13 protein-coding genes and 1 tRNA gene are annotated in these 18260 nt (G+C 73.4%); 11 read left to right on the top strand and 3 right to left on the bottom strand.

Annotation, left to right across the window (positions count from 1 at the left end):
• From ACI8AP_RS06825 to ACI8AP_RS06860, 8 genes are all read left to right on the top strand, one after another.
• Window positions 1–866: HNH endonuclease signature motif containing protein (locus tag ACI8AP_RS06825; protein ID WP_456588589.1), on the top strand; the 866-nt coding region annotated here is incomplete at its 5' end.
• 85 nt (window positions 867–951) lie between these two features.
• Entirely contained in the window at window positions 952–2301 is a 1350-nt protein-coding gene (gene trpB, locus ACI8AP_RS06830; protein ID WP_456588590.1) for a tryptophan synthase subunit beta, read from the top strand.
• Complete coding sequence (trpA, locus tag ACI8AP_RS06835; RefSeq protein WP_456588591.1) at window positions 2298–3098, top strand: tryptophan synthase subunit alpha; 801 nt, start codon at window positions 2298–2300, stop codon at window positions 3096–3098. The genes trpB and trpA overlap by 4 nt, the downstream gene beginning before the upstream one ends.
• On the top strand, window positions 3095–4036 hold the full coding sequence (gene lgt, locus ACI8AP_RS06840) for a prolipoprotein diacylglyceryl transferase (protein WP_456588592.1): 942 nt from the start codon (window positions 3095–3097) through the stop codon (window positions 4034–4036). Before trpA ends, lgt begins: the two co-directional genes overlap by 4 nt.
• A 358-nt stretch (window positions 4037–4394) precedes the next feature.
• A complete protein-coding gene (gltB, locus tag ACI8AP_RS06845; protein WP_456588593.1) occupies window positions 4395–9059 on the top strand; it encodes a glutamate synthase large subunit in 4665 nt (1554 codons plus the stop codon).
• Window positions 9052–10542: a glutamate synthase subunit beta gene (locus tag ACI8AP_RS06850; RefSeq protein WP_456588594.1), complete on the top strand. Its 1491-nt coding sequence runs from the start codon at window positions 9052–9054 to the stop codon at window positions 10540–10542. The genes gltB and ACI8AP_RS06850 overlap by 8 nt, the downstream gene beginning before the upstream one ends.
• A gap of 113 nt (window positions 10543–10655) precedes the next feature.
• A complete protein-coding gene (gene pyk / locus ACI8AP_RS06855) occupies window positions 10656–12071 on the top strand; it encodes a pyruvate kinase (RefSeq protein ID WP_456588595.1) in 1416 nt (471 codons plus the stop codon).
• Window positions 12068–12946 (top strand): acyl-CoA thioesterase, encoded by an 879-nt coding sequence (locus tag ACI8AP_RS06860; RefSeq protein WP_456588596.1) that lies wholly within the window; start codon window positions 12068–12070, stop codon window positions 12944–12946. The genes pyk and ACI8AP_RS06860 overlap by 4 nt, the downstream gene beginning before the upstream one ends.
• A gap of 16 nt (window positions 12947–12962) precedes the next feature.
• Here the strand turns inward: ACI8AP_RS06860 and ACI8AP_RS06865 are convergent, their stop codons facing one another.
• Window positions 12963–14540 carry a pyridoxal-dependent decarboxylase gene (locus ACI8AP_RS06865; RefSeq protein ID WP_456588597.1) on the bottom strand — a complete coding sequence of 526 codons (1578 nt, stop codon included), beginning with the start codon at window positions 14538–14540 and terminating at the stop codon, window positions 12963–12965.
• Window positions 14541–14561: 21 nt separating this feature from the next.
• Window positions 14562–15044: an ArsR/SmtB family transcription factor gene (locus tag ACI8AP_RS06870; protein WP_456588598.1), complete on the bottom strand. Its 483-nt coding sequence runs from the start codon at window positions 15042–15044 to the stop codon at window positions 14562–14564.
• A 196-nt stretch (window positions 15045–15240) separates the two neighbouring features.
• Between ACI8AP_RS06870 and ACI8AP_RS06875 the strand changes: the two genes are divergently transcribed.
• Window positions 15241–15894: a hypothetical protein gene (locus tag ACI8AP_RS06875; protein ID WP_456588599.1), complete on the top strand. Its 654-nt coding sequence runs from the start codon at window positions 15241–15243 to the stop codon at window positions 15892–15894.
• An 8-nt stretch (window positions 15895–15902) separates the two neighbouring features.
• On the opposite strand, the gene ACI8AP_RS06880 is transcribed toward ACI8AP_RS06875, so the two are convergent.
• Window positions 15903–15976: transfer RNA gene (locus ACI8AP_RS06880), tRNA-Leu, on the bottom strand.
• 79 nt (window positions 15977–16055) lie between these two features.
• Here ACI8AP_RS06880 and ACI8AP_RS06885 point away from each other — a divergent pair.
• A complete protein-coding gene (locus ACI8AP_RS06885) occupies window positions 16056–16655 on the top strand; it encodes an ANTAR domain-containing response regulator (RefSeq protein WP_456588600.1) in 600 nt (199 codons plus the stop codon).
• 234 nt (window positions 16656–16889) lie between these two features.
• Window positions 16890–18230 carry an ABC transporter substrate-binding protein gene (locus tag ACI8AP_RS06890; RefSeq protein WP_456588601.1) on the top strand — a complete coding sequence of 447 codons (1341 nt, stop codon included), beginning with the start codon at window positions 16890–16892 and terminating at the stop codon, window positions 18228–18230.
• Window positions 18231–18260: the final 30 nt, after the last annotated feature.

Consider the following 18260-nt stretch of genomic DNA (forward strand, 5'->3'; position numbering starts at 1 on the left):
CCCGGGCCTGCCGGCACGCCGTCGACGCCCACGCCCGCGCCGCCAAGGACGCCGGCGATGCCCGGCCGATCGGCATGCTGCGCACCGGAGCCCTCATCGATCTGCTGCTGCGCCCCTGGCAGCAGCAGCCGGCGGTGACCGCGCACCTGACCGTGGTGGCGCCGCTGCCCGCGCTCACCCCGGCGGGTTTCCTCGCCTCTGGTGCATCACTGCCGGCCGCGTTCACCCGGCCCGGCACGCCCGCGCCGGTCGGGGAGGTCGACGGGGAGCCGATCACCGCCGCCCACCTGCGCGAACTACTCGCCGCCCTGGATGCCGCAGGCGTGCAGGCCCCACCCGCCGGCAGCCTGACCATCGCGCTCACCGACGCCACCGGAAGACTGCGGGCGGTCACCGGCCGACGCGAGCTGGAGAAGCTGGCCACCCACGGCTGCGCCGACCACCCCGCCGACCCCAAAGACCCCGACCGGTCCTGCGGCTGCCCGCTGCTCGGCGTTCCCGGGCCGATCGACCGCTACCGGCCCTCGGCCGCCCAGCAACGCTTCCTCGCAACGCGGGACCGCACCTGCCGGCACCCCGGCTGCACCGTGCCCGCCGGCTGGGCCGACCTCGACCACGTCATCCCGCACGCCGACCGCGGCGCCACCGCCTGCGAGAACCTGTGCTGCCTGTGCCGCCACCACCACCGGCTCAAGACCTTCGCCCCCGGCTGGACCCACACCCTCAGCGACGACGGCGTCCTCACCGTCATCACCCCGTCCGGCGTCACCCGCACCAGCCGACCACCCGGCTACCGCGTCCTCACCGCACCACCGCAACCACCACCGCCACCACCCGAGCCGGACGCCGACCCACCCCCGTTCTGATCCCGTGCCGGGGCACTCGACCGATCCGGTGACGTCCCGCGCACCCCTGCGCCGCTCGTGGTCCCCGGCGCGGGACACTGTGCGCATGACGACGACCAGCCCACCGCAGACCGGAGACCTCTCGCTCCCGGCGCGACCGGGCTGGCCGGACGCCACCGGGCACTTCGGGGTCTTCGGCGGCCGGTTCGTCCCCGAAGCGCTGATCGCCGCCCTCGACGAGCTGACCGAGGCCTACGAGGCGATGCGGGTCGATCCGGCGTTCCTCAGCGAGTTCGCCCGCCTGCAGCGCGACTACACCGGCCGGCCGAGCCCGGTCACCGAGGTGCCGAAGTTCGCGGCGCACGCGGGCGGCGCGCGGGTCCTGCTCAAGCGCGAGGACCTCAACCACACCGGCTCGCACAAGATCAACAACGTGCTGGGCCAGGCCCTGCTCACCCGGCGGATCGGCAAGACCCGTGTCATCGCGGAGACCGGCGCCGGCCAGCACGGCGTCGCCACCGCCACCGCGGCGGCGCTGATGGGGCTGTCCTGCACCGTCTACATGGGCGAGGAGGACACCCGACGCCAGGCGCTGAACGTCGCCCGCATGCGGCTGCTCGGCGCCGAGGTCGTCCCGGTCACCACCGGCTCGCGCACCCTCAAGGACGCGATCAACGAGGCCTTCCGCGACTGGGTCACCAACGTCGAGACCACCAACTACGTCTTCGGCACCGTCGCGGGGCCGCATCCGTTCCCGGCGATGGTCCGCGACTTCCAGCGGGTGATCGGCGACGAGGCCCGTACCCAGGTGCTCGAGCGCGAGGAGCGCCTGCCCGACGCCGTCCTGGCCTGCGTCGGCGGGGGGTCCAACGCCATCGGCATCTTCACCGCCTTCGTCCCCGACGACGGGGTGCGGCTGATCGGCCTGGAGGCCGGCGGCGACGGCGTCGACACCGACCGCCACGCGGCCACGATCACCGGGGGCTCGCCCGGCGTCCTGCACGGCGCCCGGTCCTTCCTGCTGCAGGACGAGAACGGCCAGACCGTGGAGTCGCACTCGATCAGCGCGGGGCTGGACTACCCGGGCGTCGGCCCGGAGCACTCCTACCTGCACGACATCGGGCGGGCGGAGTACCGGCCGGTCACCGACGCCGAGGCGATGGAGGCCTTCGCGCTGCTCTGCCGGACCGAGGGCATCATCCCGGCGATCGAGTCGGCGCACGCCCTCGCGGGGGCGCTCGCGCTGGGGCGCGAGCTGGGTCCGGACTCGCTGCTGCTGGTCAACCTCTCCGGCCGCGGCGACAAGGACGTGGAGACCGCGTCCCGGTGGTTCGGGCTGGGCGACCGGGACGACGCCGCTCCGGGCCCGGGCCTGGACACCGATCAGCAGCCCACCGAGGGTGGGGTCACCAACGACGAGGCCGTGGCCGGCCCGGACGCAGGGGAGATGGCGTGAGCAGGCTGGCCGAGCGGCTCGGCGCGGCGAGGACCGAGGGCCGGGCGGCGCTGATCGCCTACCTGCCGGTCGGCTACCCGGACGTCGAGGGGTCGATCGCCGCCATGGTGGCGGCCGTCGAGGCGGGGGCGGACGTGATCGAGGTCGGTGTCCCGTACAGCGACCCCGGCATGGACGGACCCGTCATCCAGCAGGCGGTGGACGTCGCCGTGCGGGCCGGGGTGGGCATGCGCGACGTCCTGCGGGCCGTCGAGGCGGTGGCCGCGGCCGGCGCCGTCCCGGTGGTGATGAGCTACTGGAACCCGATCGAGCGCTACGGCGTCGAGCGGTTCGCGACCGATCTGGCCGCGGCCGGGGGAGCGGGGGCCATCACCCCCGACCTCATCCCCGACGAGGCCGGTGCGTGGATCGCCGCCGCCGAGCGGTCCGACCTCGACCGGGTGTTCCTCGTCGCCCCGTCGTCGACCGACGCCCGGTTGCGGTCCACCACCGCCGCCTGCCGCGGGTTCGTGTACGCGGCCTCGACCATGGGGGTCACCGGCACCCGTGCCACCGTCGGCGACGCCGCCGAGCGGCTCGTGGCCCGCACCCGGGAGGCCGCGCCCGACCTCGCCGTCTGCGTCGGCCTCGGCGTCTCGGACGGCGACCAGGCCGCGGAGGTGGCCGCGTTCGCCGACGGGGTCATCGTCGGCTCCGCGTACGTGCGGGAGCTGCTCGAGGGGCGGGGGACCGAGGGCGTCCGCGTGCTGACCCGGGACCTGGCCGACGGCGTCCGCCGGGCGGAGGTGCGCGCGTGAGCGTCCTCGCGGCCATCCCCAGCCCTACCCAGGCCGTCTGGCACCTCGGTCCGCTGCCGATCCGCGCCTACGCGCTGTGCATCATCGCCGGGATCGTCGCCGCCATCGTGCTGACCCAGCGGCGCTGGGTCGCCCGGGGCGGGCACGCCGACGACGTGCTGGACATCGCCATCTGGGCCGTCCCCTTCGGCATCGCCGGCGGCCGGCTCTACCACGTGGTCTCCAGCCCCCGCCCGTACTTCGGCGAGGGTGGCGACCCGCTGCGCGCCTTCGCCATCTGGGACGGCGGCCTCGGCATCTGGGGCGCGATCGCGCTCGGCGGGGTGGGGGCGTGGATCGCCTGCCGGCGGCGCGGCATCCCGCTGCCCGCGTTCGCCGACGCCCTGGCGCCCGGGCTGCTCGTCGCCCAGGCGATCGGCCGGCTGGGCAACTGGTTCAACAACGAGCTCTACGGCGGCCCGACCGACCTCCCCTGGGCGCTGACCATCTACGAGTGGAGCGGGGGCCAGGCGGTCACCGGCGCGGATGGTGAGCCGGTCGTCCTCGGGACGTTCCACCCGACGTTCCTCTACGAGATGCTGTGGAACCTCGCGGCCGCGGCGCTGGTCATCTGGGCCGATCGCCGCTTCCGGCTCGGCCACGGCCGCGCGTTCGCGCTCTACGTGGCGTCCTACTGCGCCGGGCGGCTGTGGATCGAGTTGCTGCGCACCGACCCCGCGGAGACCTTCTTCGGAGTCCGGGTCAACGTCTTCACCTCGATCGTCGTCGGCCTGCTCGCCGTCGCCTACTTCGTCTGGCAGCGCGGGCGCCCCCGGGAGGTCGTCGACCGCGGTCCCCGCCCGTCCTCCGGGCCGGCGGCCGAGGCGTCCGGCGAGTCGTCCGGGGCCTCGGCGGCCGGGGCGCGTGACGACGATCACCGACCGCCGGCCACGGGCTGACGGCGGCACCGCCGGTCCGGTGCGACGACCCGCGGCCGGTGGGCGTGTGCACCGTCACGGATCGGCTTCGGACGTGTCAGGACGGTGTTACGGCTGTGTACTCTTCCGGCTGACCCGCCAGCGATCCTGGTCGGGTCGTAGTGTCGGACCGGGCCAGCGCTGCCCCGCGGACGACGGCCTGCCGGCACCAACCGGTGGGCTCGCGCGCCGCTGCCGGTCGGGGCCACCTGTGTCCGGCCGGTCCCCGCGCCTCCGCACGTGCCGCCCCTGACCGCCGCCCTTGACCCCCGGCCCGGGCCCCCGCCCCCCGTCCACCCCTCGCTCCGAGGGACGACGGTGCGCCGACGACGGGAGTGACATGACCGACCTTCCCGCCACCGCCACCGCGGCAACCCCCGCCAGCGCTGTGCCGTTCTCCGCCGTGCCCGCCCCCAGCGGGCTCTACGACCCGGCCAACGACAAGGACGCCTGCGGTGTCGCCTTCGTGGCCGACGCCCGTGGCCGCCGGAGCCGCCGGATCGTCGCCGCCGGTCTCACCGCGCTGCACAACCTCGACCACCGCGGCGCCGCCGGCGCCGAGCCGAACTCGGGTGACGGGGCCGGCATCCTCACCCAGATCCCCGACGCGCTGCTGCGCGCCAGCGTGGGCTTCGACCTGCCGCCGCTCGGCGAGTACTCGGTCGGCATCGCGTTCCTGCCGACCGACGAGGACGAGCGCGCCGCCCGGTACGACGACGTGGCCCGTCTCGCCGAGGAGGAGGGGCTCACCGTCCTCGGCTGGCGCGACGTCCCGGTCGAGCCCGAGGGCGCGGACCTCGGCCCCACGGCGCGGGCGGTGATGCCGCACTTCGCCCAGGTCTTCGTCGCCGAGACCATGGGCGGCCGGGCCGACGAGAAGGCCTTCGGCGGGAACGTCGTCTGCAACGGGGTCACCCGGCTGGAGCGGCGCTCCTTCGTGCTGCGCAAGCGTGCCGAGCGCGCCGCCGTCGACGCGGGCAGCTCGCTGTACATCGCCTCGCTGTCGTCGCGCACGATCACCTACAAGGGCATGCTCACCACCGACCAGCTGCCGCTGTTCTTCACCGACCTGCGCGACGAGCGCTACGAGTCGGCGATCGCGCTGGTGCACAGCCGGTTCTCCACCAACACCTTCCCGAGCTGGCCGCTGGCCCACCCGTTCCGCTTCATCGCGCACAACGGCGAGATCAACACGATCAAGGGCAACCGCAACCGGATGCGCGCCCGCGAGGCCAAGCTGGAGACCGAGCTGTTCGACGGCCCGGCCGGCCCGGCCAGCGAGCTCGGCCTGGACCGGATCTTCCCGGTCACCGCCAGCGACTTCAGCGACTCGGCGACCTTCGACGAGGTCCTCGAGCTGCTGCACCTGTCCGGCCGCTCGCTGCCGCACGCGGTGCTGATGATGATCCCCGAGGCGTGGGAGAACCACGCCGAGATGGACGCCGCCCGCCGGGCCTTCTACCGCTTCCACTCCTCGATCATGGAGCCGTGGGACGGCCCCGCCGCCGTCTGCTTCACCGACGGCACGCTGATCGGCGCGGTGCTCGACCGCAACGGCCTGCGCCCGGGCCGCTGGTGGCACACCAAGGACGACCTGGTGGTCATGGCCAGCGAGGTCGGCGTGCTCGACATCCCGGCCGCCGACGTCGTGGCCAAGGGCCGGCTGCAGCCGGGCCGCATGTTCCTCGTCGACACCGCCTCGGGGCGGATCGTCTCCGACGAGGAGGTCAAGGGTGCCCTGGCCGCGGAGCACCCCTACGGCGACTGGCTGCACGCCGGCCTGGTGCACCTGCCGCAGCTGCCCGAGCGCCGTCGCTCCCGGCCCAGCCACGAGTCGGTCGTGCGCCGCCAGCTCCTCTTCGGCTACACCGAGGAGGACCTGCGCATGCTGGTCACGCCGATGGCGGCCAGCGGCGCCGAGCCGATCGGCTCGATGGGGACCGACACCCCCATCGCCGCGCTGTCGGACCGCTCCCGGCTGCTCTACGACTACTTCGGTCAGCTGTTCGCGCAGGTGACCAACCCGCCGCTGGACGCCATCCGTGAGGAGCTGGTGACCAGCCTGGGCCGCACCTTCGGCCCGGAGCAGAACCTGCTCGCCGCCACCCCGGCGTCCTGCCGGCAGGTCTACCTGCCCTTCCCGGTCATCGACAACGACGAGCTGGCCAAGATCCTGCACATCGACGACGACGGCGACCTGCCCGGGTACGCCGCCGTCCGGATCACCGGTCACTTCGACGTCAACGGCGGCGGCACGGCGCTGGCCGAGGCGATCGAGCAGCTGCGCACCAAGGTCTCCAAGGCCATCTCCGCCGGCGCCCGGATCATCGTGCTCTCCGACCGCGACTGCGACGAGCAGCGCGCTCCCATCCCGTCGCTGCTGATGACCGCCGCGGTGCACCACCACCTGGTGCGGGAGAAGACCCGCATGGAGGTGGGCCTCGTCGTCGAGTCCGGCGACTGCCGCGAGGTGCACCATGTCGCGCTGCTGCTGGGCTACGGCGCCGCAGCGGTCAACCCCTACCTGGCCTTCGAGTCGATCGAGGACCTCATCCGCGACGGCGTCCTCACCGGCGTCGAGCCCGCCCAGGCGGTGCGCAACGTGGTGAAGGCGCTGGGCAAGGGCGTCCTGAAGGTCATGAGCAAGATGGGCATCAGCACCGTCGGCTCGTACACGATGGCGCAGATCTTCGAGGCCGTCGGCCTCTCCCAGGAGCTCGTCGACGAGTACTTCACCGGCACCTCCTGCCCCCTGGGCGGCGTCGGCATCGACGTGCTGGCCGAGGAGGTGGCCATGCGCCACCGCCGCGCCTACCCGGAGAACCCCACCGAGACCGCGCACCGTCGCCTCGAGGTCGGCGGCGAGTACCAGTGGCGCCGCGAGGGCGAGGTGCACCTGTTCAACCCCGAGACGGTGTTCCTCCTGCAGCACGCCACGCGCTCCCGGCAGTACGACGTCTTCGAGAAGTACACGCAGACCGTCGACAAGATGTCCGAGGAAGCCGCCACGCTGCGCGGCCTGTTCACGCTGAAGACCGGCGTGCGTCCGCCCGTGGCGCTCGACGAGGTGGAGCCGGTCAGCGAGATCGTGAAGCGCTTCAACACCGGCGCGATGAGCTACGGCTCGATCTCGCAGGAGGCGCACGAGACCCTCGCCATCGCCATGAACCGCCTCGGCGGTCGCTCGAACACCGGCGAGGGCGGTGAGGACCCCGACCGGTTCACCCCCGACCCGAACGGCGACCTGCGCCGCTCGGCGATCAAGCAGGTGGCCTCCGGCCGGTTCGGCGTCACCAGCGAGTACCTGGTCAACGCCGACGACATCCAGATCAAGATGGCGCAGGGCGCCAAGCCCGGCGAGGGCGGGCAGCTGCCCGGCGGCAAGGTCTACCCGTGGGTCGCCCGGACCCGGCACTCGACGCCGGGCGTCGGCCTGATCAGCCCGCCGCCGCACCACGACATCTACTCGATCGAGGACCTCAAGCAGCTCATCCACGACCTGAAGAACGCGAACGACCAGGCGCGGGTGCACGTCAAGCTCGTCGCCGAGGTCGGCGTCGGCACGGTCGCGGCGGGTGTCAGCAAGGCGCACGCCGACGTCGTCCTGATCTCCGGGTTCGACGGCGGCACCGGTGCCGCGCCGCTCACCTCGCTGAAGCACGCGGGCTCGCCGTGGGAGCTCGGTCTGGCGGAGACCCAGCAGACCCTGCTGGCCAACGGGCTGCGCGACCGCATCGTGGTGCAGGTCGACGGCCAGATGAAGACCGGTCGCGACGTGATCGTCGCGGCGCTGCTGGGGGCCGAGGAGTTCGGCTTCGCGACCGCGCCGCTGGTGGTCTCCGGCTGCGTCATGATGCGGGTCTGCCACCTCGACACCTGCCCGGTCGGCGTCGCCACCCAGAACCCGGAGTTGCGCAAGCGGTTCACCGGGCGGCCGGAGTTCGTGGTCACCTTCTTCGAGTTCCTCGCCGAGCAGGTGCGCTCCTACCTGGCCGAGCTGGGCTTCCGGTCCATCGACGAGGCCGTCGGCCACGCCGAGCTGCTGGACACCCGCCAGGCCGTCGACCACTGGAAGGCGCAGGGCCTCGACCTCGCACCGGTGCTCGTGGTGCCCGAGCTGCCCGAGGGCACGCCGCGGCGGGCCGTGCGCGGCCAGGACCACGGCCTGGACGTGGCGCTGGACCAGACGCTCATCCAGCTGTGCGAGGGGGCGCTGCTCGACGCGCGACCGGTGAGCCTGGAGCTGCCGGTGCGCAACGTCAACCGCACCGTGGGCACGATGCTGGGGTCGATGGTCACCCGCCGCTTCGGCGGCGAGGGGCTGCCCGACGGCACGATCGACCTCACCTTCGGCGGATCGGCCGGGCAGTCGTTCGGCGCGTTCGTGCCCCGCGGCATCACCATGCGGCTGTTCGGTGACGCCAACGACTACGTCGGCAAGGGGCTGTCCGGCGGCCGGATCATCGTGCGGCCGTCCCGCGAGGCGTCGTTCGCGGCCGAGGACAACGTCATCGCCGGCAACGTCATCGGCTACGGCGCCACGGGCGGGGAGATCTTCCTCCGGGGCCGGGTCGGCGAGCGGTTCTGCGTGCGCAACTCCGGCGCGCTGGCCGTCGTCGAGGGCGTGGGCGACCACGCCCTCGAGTACATGACCGGGGGGCGCGCGGTGATCCTCGGGCCGACCGGCCGCAACATCGCCGCCGGCATGTCCGGGGGCATCGCGTACGTGCTGGACCTCGCCCGGCACCGGGTGAACCCCGAGATGGTGGACGTCGAGCCGCTGGACGGCGAGTCGGCGCAGTGGCTGCGCGACGTGCTCGTGCGCTACGCGGCCGACACCGAGTCGACCGTGGCGACCGCGCTGCTGGCCGACTGGGGCCGCTGGTCGGAGCAGTTCAGCGTGATCATGCCGCGCGACTACCGGCGGGCACTGGAGGCCCGACGGGCCGCGGAGGCCGCCGGTACGGACGTGGACCGAGCAGTGATGGAGGCGGCACGTGGCTGACCAGACCGGTTTCCTGAAGTACGAGCGCGACCTCCCGCCGCGCCGCCCCGTCGAGGTCCGCCTCCTGGACTGGAAGGACGTCTACACCCGGCGCCAGAACGGGGAGGACCCGTTGTTCCCGACGGCGGAGGTGCGCAAGCAGGCCGCCCGCTGCATGGACTGCGGCATCCCGTTCTGCCACCACGCCTGCCCGGTGGCGAACCTGATTCCGGAGTGGAACGACCTCGCCCGCCGCGACGACTGGCACGACGCGATCGAGCGGCTGCACGCGACGAACAACTTCCCGGAGTTCACCGGGAAGCTCTGCCCGGCGCCGTGCGAGGGCTCCTGCGTGCTGAACCTGCAGGAGTCGCCGGTCACCATCAAGCAGATCGAGTGGGAGATCATCGACCGCGCCTGGGACGAGGGCTGGGTGCAGCCGCAGACCTCGGCCGAGCGCACCGGCAAGAAGGTCGCCGTCGTCGGGTCCGGCCCCGCCGGGCTGGCCGCCGGCCAGCAGCTCACCCGGGCCGGCCACGACGTGACCGTCTACGAGCGGGCCGACCGCATCGGCGGGCTGATCCGCTACGGCATCCCCGAGTTCAAGATGGAGAAGTCCGTCCTGGACCGGCGGCTGGACCAGATGCGCGCCGAGGGCACCCGGTTCGTCACCGGCGTCGAGGTGGGCGGTAGCGGCGAGGGTGACCTGTCGGTCGAGCAGCTGCGTGGCGACTTCGACGCCGTGGTGCTCGCCGGCGGCGCGACCATCGGCCGCGACCTCCCGGCTCCCGGCCGTGAGCTGGCCGGCATCCACCTGGCCATGGAGTACCTGCCCTACGGCAACCGCCAGGCTCTCGGCGAGCTCGACGACCCGCCGATCAACGCCCACGGCAAGCACGTCGTGATCATCGGTGGCGGTGACACCGGTGCCGACTGCCTCGGCACCGCCCACCGCCAGGGCGCGGCCTCGGTCACGCAGCTGGAGATCATGCCGGCGCCGCCGGACCGTCGCGACCAGGCCAGCAACCCGTGGCCGACCTACCCGATGATCATGCGCGTCTCCAGCGCGCACGAAGAGGGCGGCGAGCGGCTGTACTCGGTCAACACCGAGCGGTTCCTCGGCGACGAGAACGGCAACGTCCGCGCGCTGCTCCTCCACGAGGTCGAGCGCGTCGACGGCCGGTTCCAGAAGATCGAGGGGACCGAGCGAGAGCTCCCCGCCGACCTGGTGTTCCTCGCCATGGGCTTCACCGGGGCGCAGCGCGAGGGCCTCGTCGACACCCTCGGCGTCGAGGTCGACGGCCGGGGCAACGTCTCCCGTGACGGGGAGTTCATGTCCACCGTGCCCGGCGTCTTCGTGGCCGGCGACATGGGCCGGGGCCAGTCGCTCATCGTCTGGGCGATCGCGGAGGGCCGCGCCGCTGCTGCCGCCGTCGACACCTGGCTGACCGGGGAGTCCATGCTGCCCCGGCCGGTCACCCCGACGGCGGTCGCGCTGCGGTAGCAGCACCCGCTCCAGCCCCGGGCCCGGTTCCTACCGGTCGGTATCACCGACACGCGGGAACCGGGCCCGGGTCGCTCCGCCACCGAGTTCGTCGTGGCACTAGCGTTATCCCCATGTCCCGCCGCGCGAAGATCGTCTGCACCCTCGGTCCGGCCACCAGCTCCGCCGAGCAGGTCACCGCCCTCGTCGAGTCGGGGATGGACGTCGCCCGCCTCAACTTCAGCCACGGTTCCCACGAGGACCACGCGACCGCCTACCACCTGGTGCGGCAGGCCTCCGACAGCACCGGCCACGCCGTGGCCATCCTGGCGGACCTCCAGGGGCCCAAGATCCGGCTGGGCACCTTCGCCGACGGTCCGGTCACCTGGGCGACCGGCAGCGAGGTCTGCATCACCGTCGAGGACGTCGAGGGCACCGCGGAGCGGGTCTCGACCACCTACAAGGACCTCGCCAACGACGTCCGGGTGGGGGACCGGCTCCTGGTGGACGACGGCAACCTCTCCCTCAGCGTCGTCCGCGTCGAGGGCCCCGACGTCTTCTGCCTCGTCGTCGAGGGCGGCAAGGTGTCGAACAACAAGGGGCTCTCGCTGCCCGGGGTGGCGGTGAGCGTGCCGGCCCTGTCGGACAAGGACGAGCGCGACCTGCGGTTCGCCCTGCACCTCGGCGTGGACTTCATCGCGCTGTCCTTCGTGCGCTCGCCCGCGGACGTGGCGCTGGTCCGCGACATCATGCGCCAGGAGGACATCTCCGTCCCGGTCATCGCCAAGCTGGAGAAGCCCGAGGCGGTGCGCAACCTCGATGCCATCGTCGAGGCGTTCGACGGCATCATGGTCGCTCGCGGGGACCTGGGCGTGGAGCTCGCCCTCGAGCAGGTGCCGCTGGTGCAGAAGCGGGCCATCCAGGCGGCCCGCGAGCGCAACAAGCCGGTCATCGTGGCGACCCAGATGCTCGAGTCGATGATCACCAACTCGCGGCCGACCCGCGCGGAGGCCTCCGACGTCGCCAACGCCGTGCTCGACGGCGCCGACGCGGTGATGCTCTCGGGGGAGACCTCCGTCGGGGCGTACCCGATCGGCGCGGTCCGGACGATGGACCGGATCATCGAGGCGGTCGAGAGCGACCACCTGTGGGTGCCCGAGGTGGCACGGCGGTCGCGGTCCCGCTCCGGCGCGATCGTCCGGGCGGCGCGGGACATCGGGGAGTCCCTGGACGTCAAGGCGCTGGCGACCTTCACGCAGACGGGGGAGACCGCCCGGCGGCTCGCGGCGCTGCACCCCAGGCAGCCGCTGCTCGCGTTCACCGTCGACGCGAGGGTGCGCAGCCAACTCGCCCTGTCGTGGGGCGTGGAGACCTTCCTGGTGCCCATGGTGGAGCACACCGACGACATGGTGGCGCAGGTGGACTTCTCGCTGCTGTCCATCGGCCGGCTGAAGGTGGGCGACCGGGTGGTCGTGGTGGCGGGCAGCCCGCCCAACACGGTCGGGTCCACGAACCTCATCCGGGTGCACGAGGTGGGGACGGACTCGTGACCGGGGGGCCGCAGGACACCCAGGCGGCGGCGCTGCTGTCGGTGCTCGACCTCGCCGAGCGCGAGCCCGACGTGTTCGTCGGCAAGACGCCGAGCAGTGAGCGGCAGCGGATCTTCGGCGGGCAGGTGGCCGGCCAGGCGCTCGTGGCCGCGGGCCGCACCGTGCCCGGCGAGCGGGGCGTGCACTCGCTGCACTCCTACTTCCTCCGGCCCGGCGACCCGTCGGAGGAGATCCGCTACTCCGTCGACCGGATCCGCGACGGGCGCTCGTTCTCCACCCGGCGGGTCATCGCCTGCCAGCGGCGCGGGGGCGAGGACGTGGCGATCTTCGCCCTCACCGCCGACTTCCACGCGGGGGAGCCCGCCGTGGCGGAGCACTCCCTGCCCATGCCGGAGGCGCCCGGCCCCGACGAGATGATGGGCACCGACGAGGTCGTGGCCCGGCACGGCGAGCGGGCCGCGTTCATGGCGGCGATGGGGCGGGTCGTCGAGCAGCGCTTCCAGCAGGACCCGTTCGCCGCGCCGCCCAAGTCGCCGCCGCACACGCAGTCGTGGACCTGGTTCCGCGTCGCCGGCGAGCTGGGGGACGACCCGGTGGTGCAGGCGGCGGCGCTGACGTTCGTCAGCGACCTGACCCTGCTCTCAGCGGGGTTCGCCCGGCTGGGCGGGGGGTGGCCGGACTTCATCGGCGCCAGCCTCGACCACGCCGTGTGGTTCCACCAGCCGGTGCGTGCCGACGACTGGCTGCTCTACGAGACCGACAGCCCCGCGGCGTCGGCAGGGCGCGCGCTCTGCTTCGGGCAGATCTGGTCCGCCGACGGCCGGCACGTGGCCACCGTGGCGCAGGAGGGGCTCATCCGGTCCCTGGACCGGTGAGCCCCGGCCCCGCCGCTCAGGCGGGGCCCGCGCCCGCCGTGTCGCCGGTGCGCTCCCCGTCCGGCTGCGCAGCCGGCTGCTCGGCCCGTTCGCGCTCGGCGGCGCGTGCCGCGGCCTGCTCGGCGGCCTGGGTGGCGAAGTCGGCGGCCAGCCAGTCGTGGCCCTCGGTGAGCAGGGCCCACACCCGCTCGACGTGCGCCCGCGTCGTCGCCGGCGAGCCGATCGCGACGCGCAGGACCACCTCCCGACGCACGGTGGTGTGGGTCAGGAAGACCTCGCCGCCGTCGTTGAGGCGGTCGAGCAGCGTCATCGTCGCGACGTCGGCGTCGACACCGGCCGGCCAGCGGGGCTGGAGGCAGACCAGGGACAGCGGGTGCGGTGCGACGACGTCGAACCGGTCGTCGGCCGCGGCCCAGCCGGCCAGCTCCTGGGCCAGCGCCACGTGCCCCCGGACGTGGGCGCGCAGCCCTTCCGCGCCGTACCAGCGGAGGACGAACCAGAGCTTGAGCGCGCGGAAGCGCCGGCCGAGCTCGATCTGCCAGTCGCGGTAGTCGACGACGGCGCCGGCGTCGGTGGCGGCGTTGCGCAGGTAGTCGGGGAGGATCGCCAGGGCGCCGGTGAGGGCCGCCCGGTCGGCGACCCAGAAGAGCGTCGCGTCGAAGCCGGTGAGCAGCCACTTGTGGGCGTCGGTGGTGTAGCTGTCGGCCCACTCGACGCCGGCCTGCAACTCGCGCAGCTCGGGGGCGACCGCGCTCACGCCGGCGTACGCGGCGTCGACGTGCAGCCAGACGCCGTGCTGCTGGCAGATGGGACCGATGGCGGCCAGCGGGTCGACCGCGGTGGTCGACGTCGTGCCGATGGTCGCGCAGACCAGCACGGGCCGGTACCCGCGGGCGACGTCCCGCTCGAGCCGGGCGGCGAGCGCGCCGGGGTTCATCGCGAGGTCGCCGTCGACCTCCACGATCCGGACCGCATCGCTGCCCAGGCCGGCGATGCGTACGGCCTTCTCCATCGACGAGTGCGTCTCGGCGGACACGTAGACGGTGGCGCGGTCGGGTTGCACCCCGCCGCGGACGGTGGCCCCGCCGGAGGCGCGGTGGAGGGCGGCCAGCAGCGCGACGAGGTTCGCCCCGGAGCTGGAGTCCTGGACGACGCCCCCGCCGCTGCCCGTGGAGAGGAAGGACTCCGGCAGGCCCAGCAGGCCGGCGAACCAGTCCATGACGTGCTGTTCCAGCTCGGTCGCCGCCGGGCTGGTCACCCAGGACATCCCCTGCACGCCCAGGCCCGCCGAGACCAGGTCGCCGAGCACCGACGGGCCGGAGGTGTTGGCCGGGAAGTAGCCGAAGAACCCCGGGTGCTGCCAGTGCGTGATGCCCGGCATGACCACGCGGTCCAGATCGGCCAGCACCGCGGAGAACGGTTCACCCGACTCCGGGGGATCCGCGGGCAGCGCCGCGCGGACGTCGCCGGGGGAGACCTGCGAGCGCACCGGGAAGGAAGAGATCCGCGTCCAGTAGTCGGCGATCCAGTCGACCACCTCGTGGCCGTGCTGCCGGAACTGCTCGGGCGTCATGTGCGGCGCGGGCTCGGTCACGGTGCCACCGTATTGCGTCGCTCAGCGCGACCGGGGAGGGCACCCGGGCGCGGTACCGGGGCCGTCCGGCCCGCTGCCGGCGACGAGCCGGTCGCCGAGGTCGGAGCGGCGGTAGAGCACCGAGCGCCCGTGCCGGGCGGAGAGGAGCAGGCCGGCGGCGCGCAGCGCGCGCAGGTGCTGGTTGACCGCGGGGGTGGTGACCCCCAGGCGCACCGCGAGCTCGGTGGACGACGACGGGGTGGCCAGCTCGGTGAGCAGCCCGGCGCGGACAGCTCCGACCAGGCCCGCGAGCGCCGCCGGGGAGGTCAGCCGCCGGCTCTCCCACAGCGTGCCCACCCCGCGGGCGGCGTACATGACCAGCGGCGGTTCCTCGGGCGAGATGGGGGCGGAGGCGGTGCGCCCGAACAGCGTGGGCACGAGCGTCAGCCCCTCCCCGCTGGTCGACCGGGTGTAGCTGATCGCCGCTTTCAGGCGCACCGAGACGACGCCGTCGGCGAAGCTCACCGTCTCGCCGCGGCGCGGACCGCGTCGGCGTGCGGGCGCGCCTGCGGGTGGTGACCAACGTCTTCATCGGCCTGGGCACCTGCCTGGCCGCGGGTGCGCTGCTGCACGACACCGCGGGCGCCTACCGGGCCACGCTCGCCGCGGTCGGCGTCCTCGTGTCGTCTCCTGCCTGCCGCTGCTCGGCCTCCCGGCGCTCGTGCGGGGGCGCTGCGGCGACACCCCGGCCGTCACGCTCGCGCAGGCGCCGGGAGGTCGCTCGCCGCTGCGGGACGGGCGCTACCTGGCCGTCGCCGGCCTCAACGCGGTCCTCGCCATGCACTTCGGGTTGCAGACCGTCGGCGTCCCGCTCTGGGTGGCCGGCGGGACGGCCGCGCCCCCGGTGACCGTCTCGGTGCTCCTCGTGCTGAACACGGTGCTCATCGCGCTCTTCCAGGTCCGGGCCGCGCGCGGCACCCACGACATCCCCACCGCAGGGCGCGCCGTGGCGCCGGCCGGGGCCATGCTGGCGGTGGCGTGCGCGCTGTACGCGGCGGCCGGCCTCGGCGGCGTCGTGGTGGCGGTCGGCGTGCTGGTGCTCGCGGCCCTCGCGCACACCGCCGGCGAGATGTGGGGTGAGGCCGGCAGCTGGGGGCTGGCCTTCGAGCTGGCCGACGAGCGCCGCGCCGGGGCGTACCAGGGAGTGAGCCAGACCGGCTACGCCCTCGGTGCGATGGCCGCGCCGCTGGTGGTCACCGCGACCGCCGTCGAGCACGGCGCGGCGGGGTGGGCGGTGCTCGGTGCGACCTTCCTCGTCGCCGGGCTGCTCACGCTCGCCATCGCACGCCGGGCAGTCGACCCGGTGGAACGGTGACCGCTCGGTGCCCCCGGTGCGACTCGAACGCACACTGCGCGGGTTTTGAATCCGCTCCCTCTGCCGATTGGGGTACGGGGGCGTGCCGGCCAGGTGCGACCGGCGCCCGAGAAGAGTAGCCGGGCGGTGGGCCGGCGCCCACGCCGATAGGCTGCCACCCCGTGAGCAGCGAGCCGATCCGGGTTCTGATCGCCGAGGACGAGGCGTTGATCCGTCTCGACCTCAAGGAGATGCTCGAGGAGGAGGGGTATCTCGTCGTCGCCGAGGTCGGTGACGGCCAGCAGGCCGTGGAACGCGCCGAGGAGCTCCGCCCCGACCTGGTCATCCTCGACATCCAGATGCCGGTGCTCGACGGGCTCTCCGCCGCCGAGCAGATCGCCTCGGCCCGCGTGGCGCCGGTCATCGTGCTCACCGCGTTCAGCCAGCGCGAGCTGGTGGAGCGGGCGCGCGACGCCGGGGCGATGGCGTACCTGGTCAAGCCGTTCTCCAAGAACGACCTCGTGCCGGCCATCGAGGTGGCGCGGGGCCGGTTCGCCGAGATGACCGCGCTCGACGGCGAGGTGAAGTCGCTCGAGGAGCGGCTGGAGACCCGCAAGGTCGTCGAGCGGGCGAAGGGCCGGCTGATGGCCGACCAGGGCATGACCGAGGCCGAGGCGTTCCGCTGGATCCAGCGCACCGCCATGAACCAGCGGACCAGCATGAAGGCCCTCGCGGAGTCGATCCTGACGGCCGCCGCGACGCCCGACGACAGCACCGCCTGATCCCGGACGGCGTTCCGGCAGGTCTGTCGCGCCGCAGCGTCGCCGGGCGATCACCGACCGTGCCCGCGGTTCCACCATGCGGACACCGAGGTCACGACCTCATCACGGTCCCTCTCGGGCCGGGTGCAACCTTCCGGACGGCAGCTAGGTTCTGCGCACCGATCGGCGCCCGGTCGGCGGTCGTCGCGTACGCGCGCCGGCGCCGGGCGCACTGATGACACTGGGAGTCATTTGATGCGCACTGGCACTACTGCCCGCAGCATCGCCGTCACCGGTGCTGCCCTGCTCGCGCTGACCGCCTGCGGTGGCGGCGACGAGGACGGTGGCACGTCGGCCGAGGGCGGCGGCGACAGCGGCGAGAAGCAGGTCAACGTCTACGGCACCGACGGCAACATGGGCAACGCGCTCGGGGAGTCGTTCACCGAGGAGGGCGCGCTCGCCGGGATGAAGGGCACCACGCCCCTGACCGACCTGGGTGAGGACTTCACCAACCGGCTGCTCGAGGTCGACCCGAACCTGGTCGACTTCAACTACGCCGGGGAGACCTACGACGCGATCATGATCTCCGCGATCGCCGCGTCGCTGGCGGGCAGCACCGACCCCGCCGTGTTCGCCCCCTACATCAACGGCGTGACCTTCGGCGGGGAGACCTGCACGGACTTCGCCTCCTGCCAGGAGATCGTCAACGCCGGGGGCAACCCCGACTACGACGGTGTCTCCGGCCCGCTGGCCTTCGCCGCGCCCGGTGAGCCCTCCGTGGCCAGCTTCGGCATCCTGCAGTTCGGCGACGACAACACGATCGCCGCCGACGAGACCGAGTTCGTGCTCGCCGGCGACGAGGCGAACGCCGCGGAGGACGAGGGCCCTGCGCCGGCCCCGCCGGGCGCCACCTCCGACGACCCGCTCGTCATCGGCACCCTGCTCCCGCAGACCGGCGACCTGGCCTTCCTCGGCCCCCCGGAGATCGCCGCCGCCGAGCTGGCCGTCCAGGAGATCAACGGGGTCGGCGGCGTGCTCGGCCAGCCGGTGCAGCTCATCCAGCGTGACTCCGGTGACACCTCGACCGACATCGCGACCCAGTCGGTCGACGCCCTGCTGCAGCAGAACGTCGACGTGATCGTCGGTGCGGCCTCCTCGGCCGTCACCCGGACGGTCATCGACAAGGTCACCGGTGCCGGTGTCGTGCAGATCTCGCCGGCGAACACGTCCGACGAGTTCACCAACTACGACGACGGCGGGCTGTACTTCCGCACCGCCCCGCCGGACACGCTGCAGGCTCGCGCCCTGGCCGACGAGATCATCGCTGACGGTGTGAGCACCGTCGGGATCCTCGCCCGCAACGACTCCTACGGCACCGGGCTGGCGGAGAACACCGTCGACAACCTGGTGAGCAGCGGGCTGGCGGAGGACAGCATCGAGCTGGTCATCTACGACCCCACGGCGGCGAACTACGACGCCGAGGTGCAGCAGATGGTCGACCTCAACCCCGACGCCATCGTGGTCATCGGCTTCGACGAGTCCGCCCGGATCATCGAGGGGCTCAACGCGCAGGGCATCGGCCCGGCGCGCGGCTGAACCCGGCGAGCGGATCGCTGATCCGCTGAC

This window comes from Blastococcus sp. SYSU DS1021 (assembly GCF_054050995.1).

What these genes read in the sequence shown, in the direction of transcription:
- ACI8AP_RS06890 (WP_456588601.1), top strand. Translation starts at nt 16,890, where the DNA reads ATGCGCACTGGCACTACTGCCCGCAGCATCGCCGTCACCGGTGCTGCC.
- pyk (WP_456588595.1), top strand. Translation starts at nt 10,656, where the DNA reads ATGTCCCGCCGCGCGAAGATCGTCTGCACCCTCGGTCCGGCCACCAGC.
- trpB (WP_456588590.1), top strand. Translation starts at nt 952, where the DNA reads ATGACGACGACCAGCCCACCGCAGACCGGAGACCTCTCGCTCCCGGCG.
- gltB (WP_456588593.1), top strand. Translation starts at nt 4,395, where the DNA reads ATGACCGACCTTCCCGCCACCGCCACCGCGGCAACCCCCGCCAGCGCT.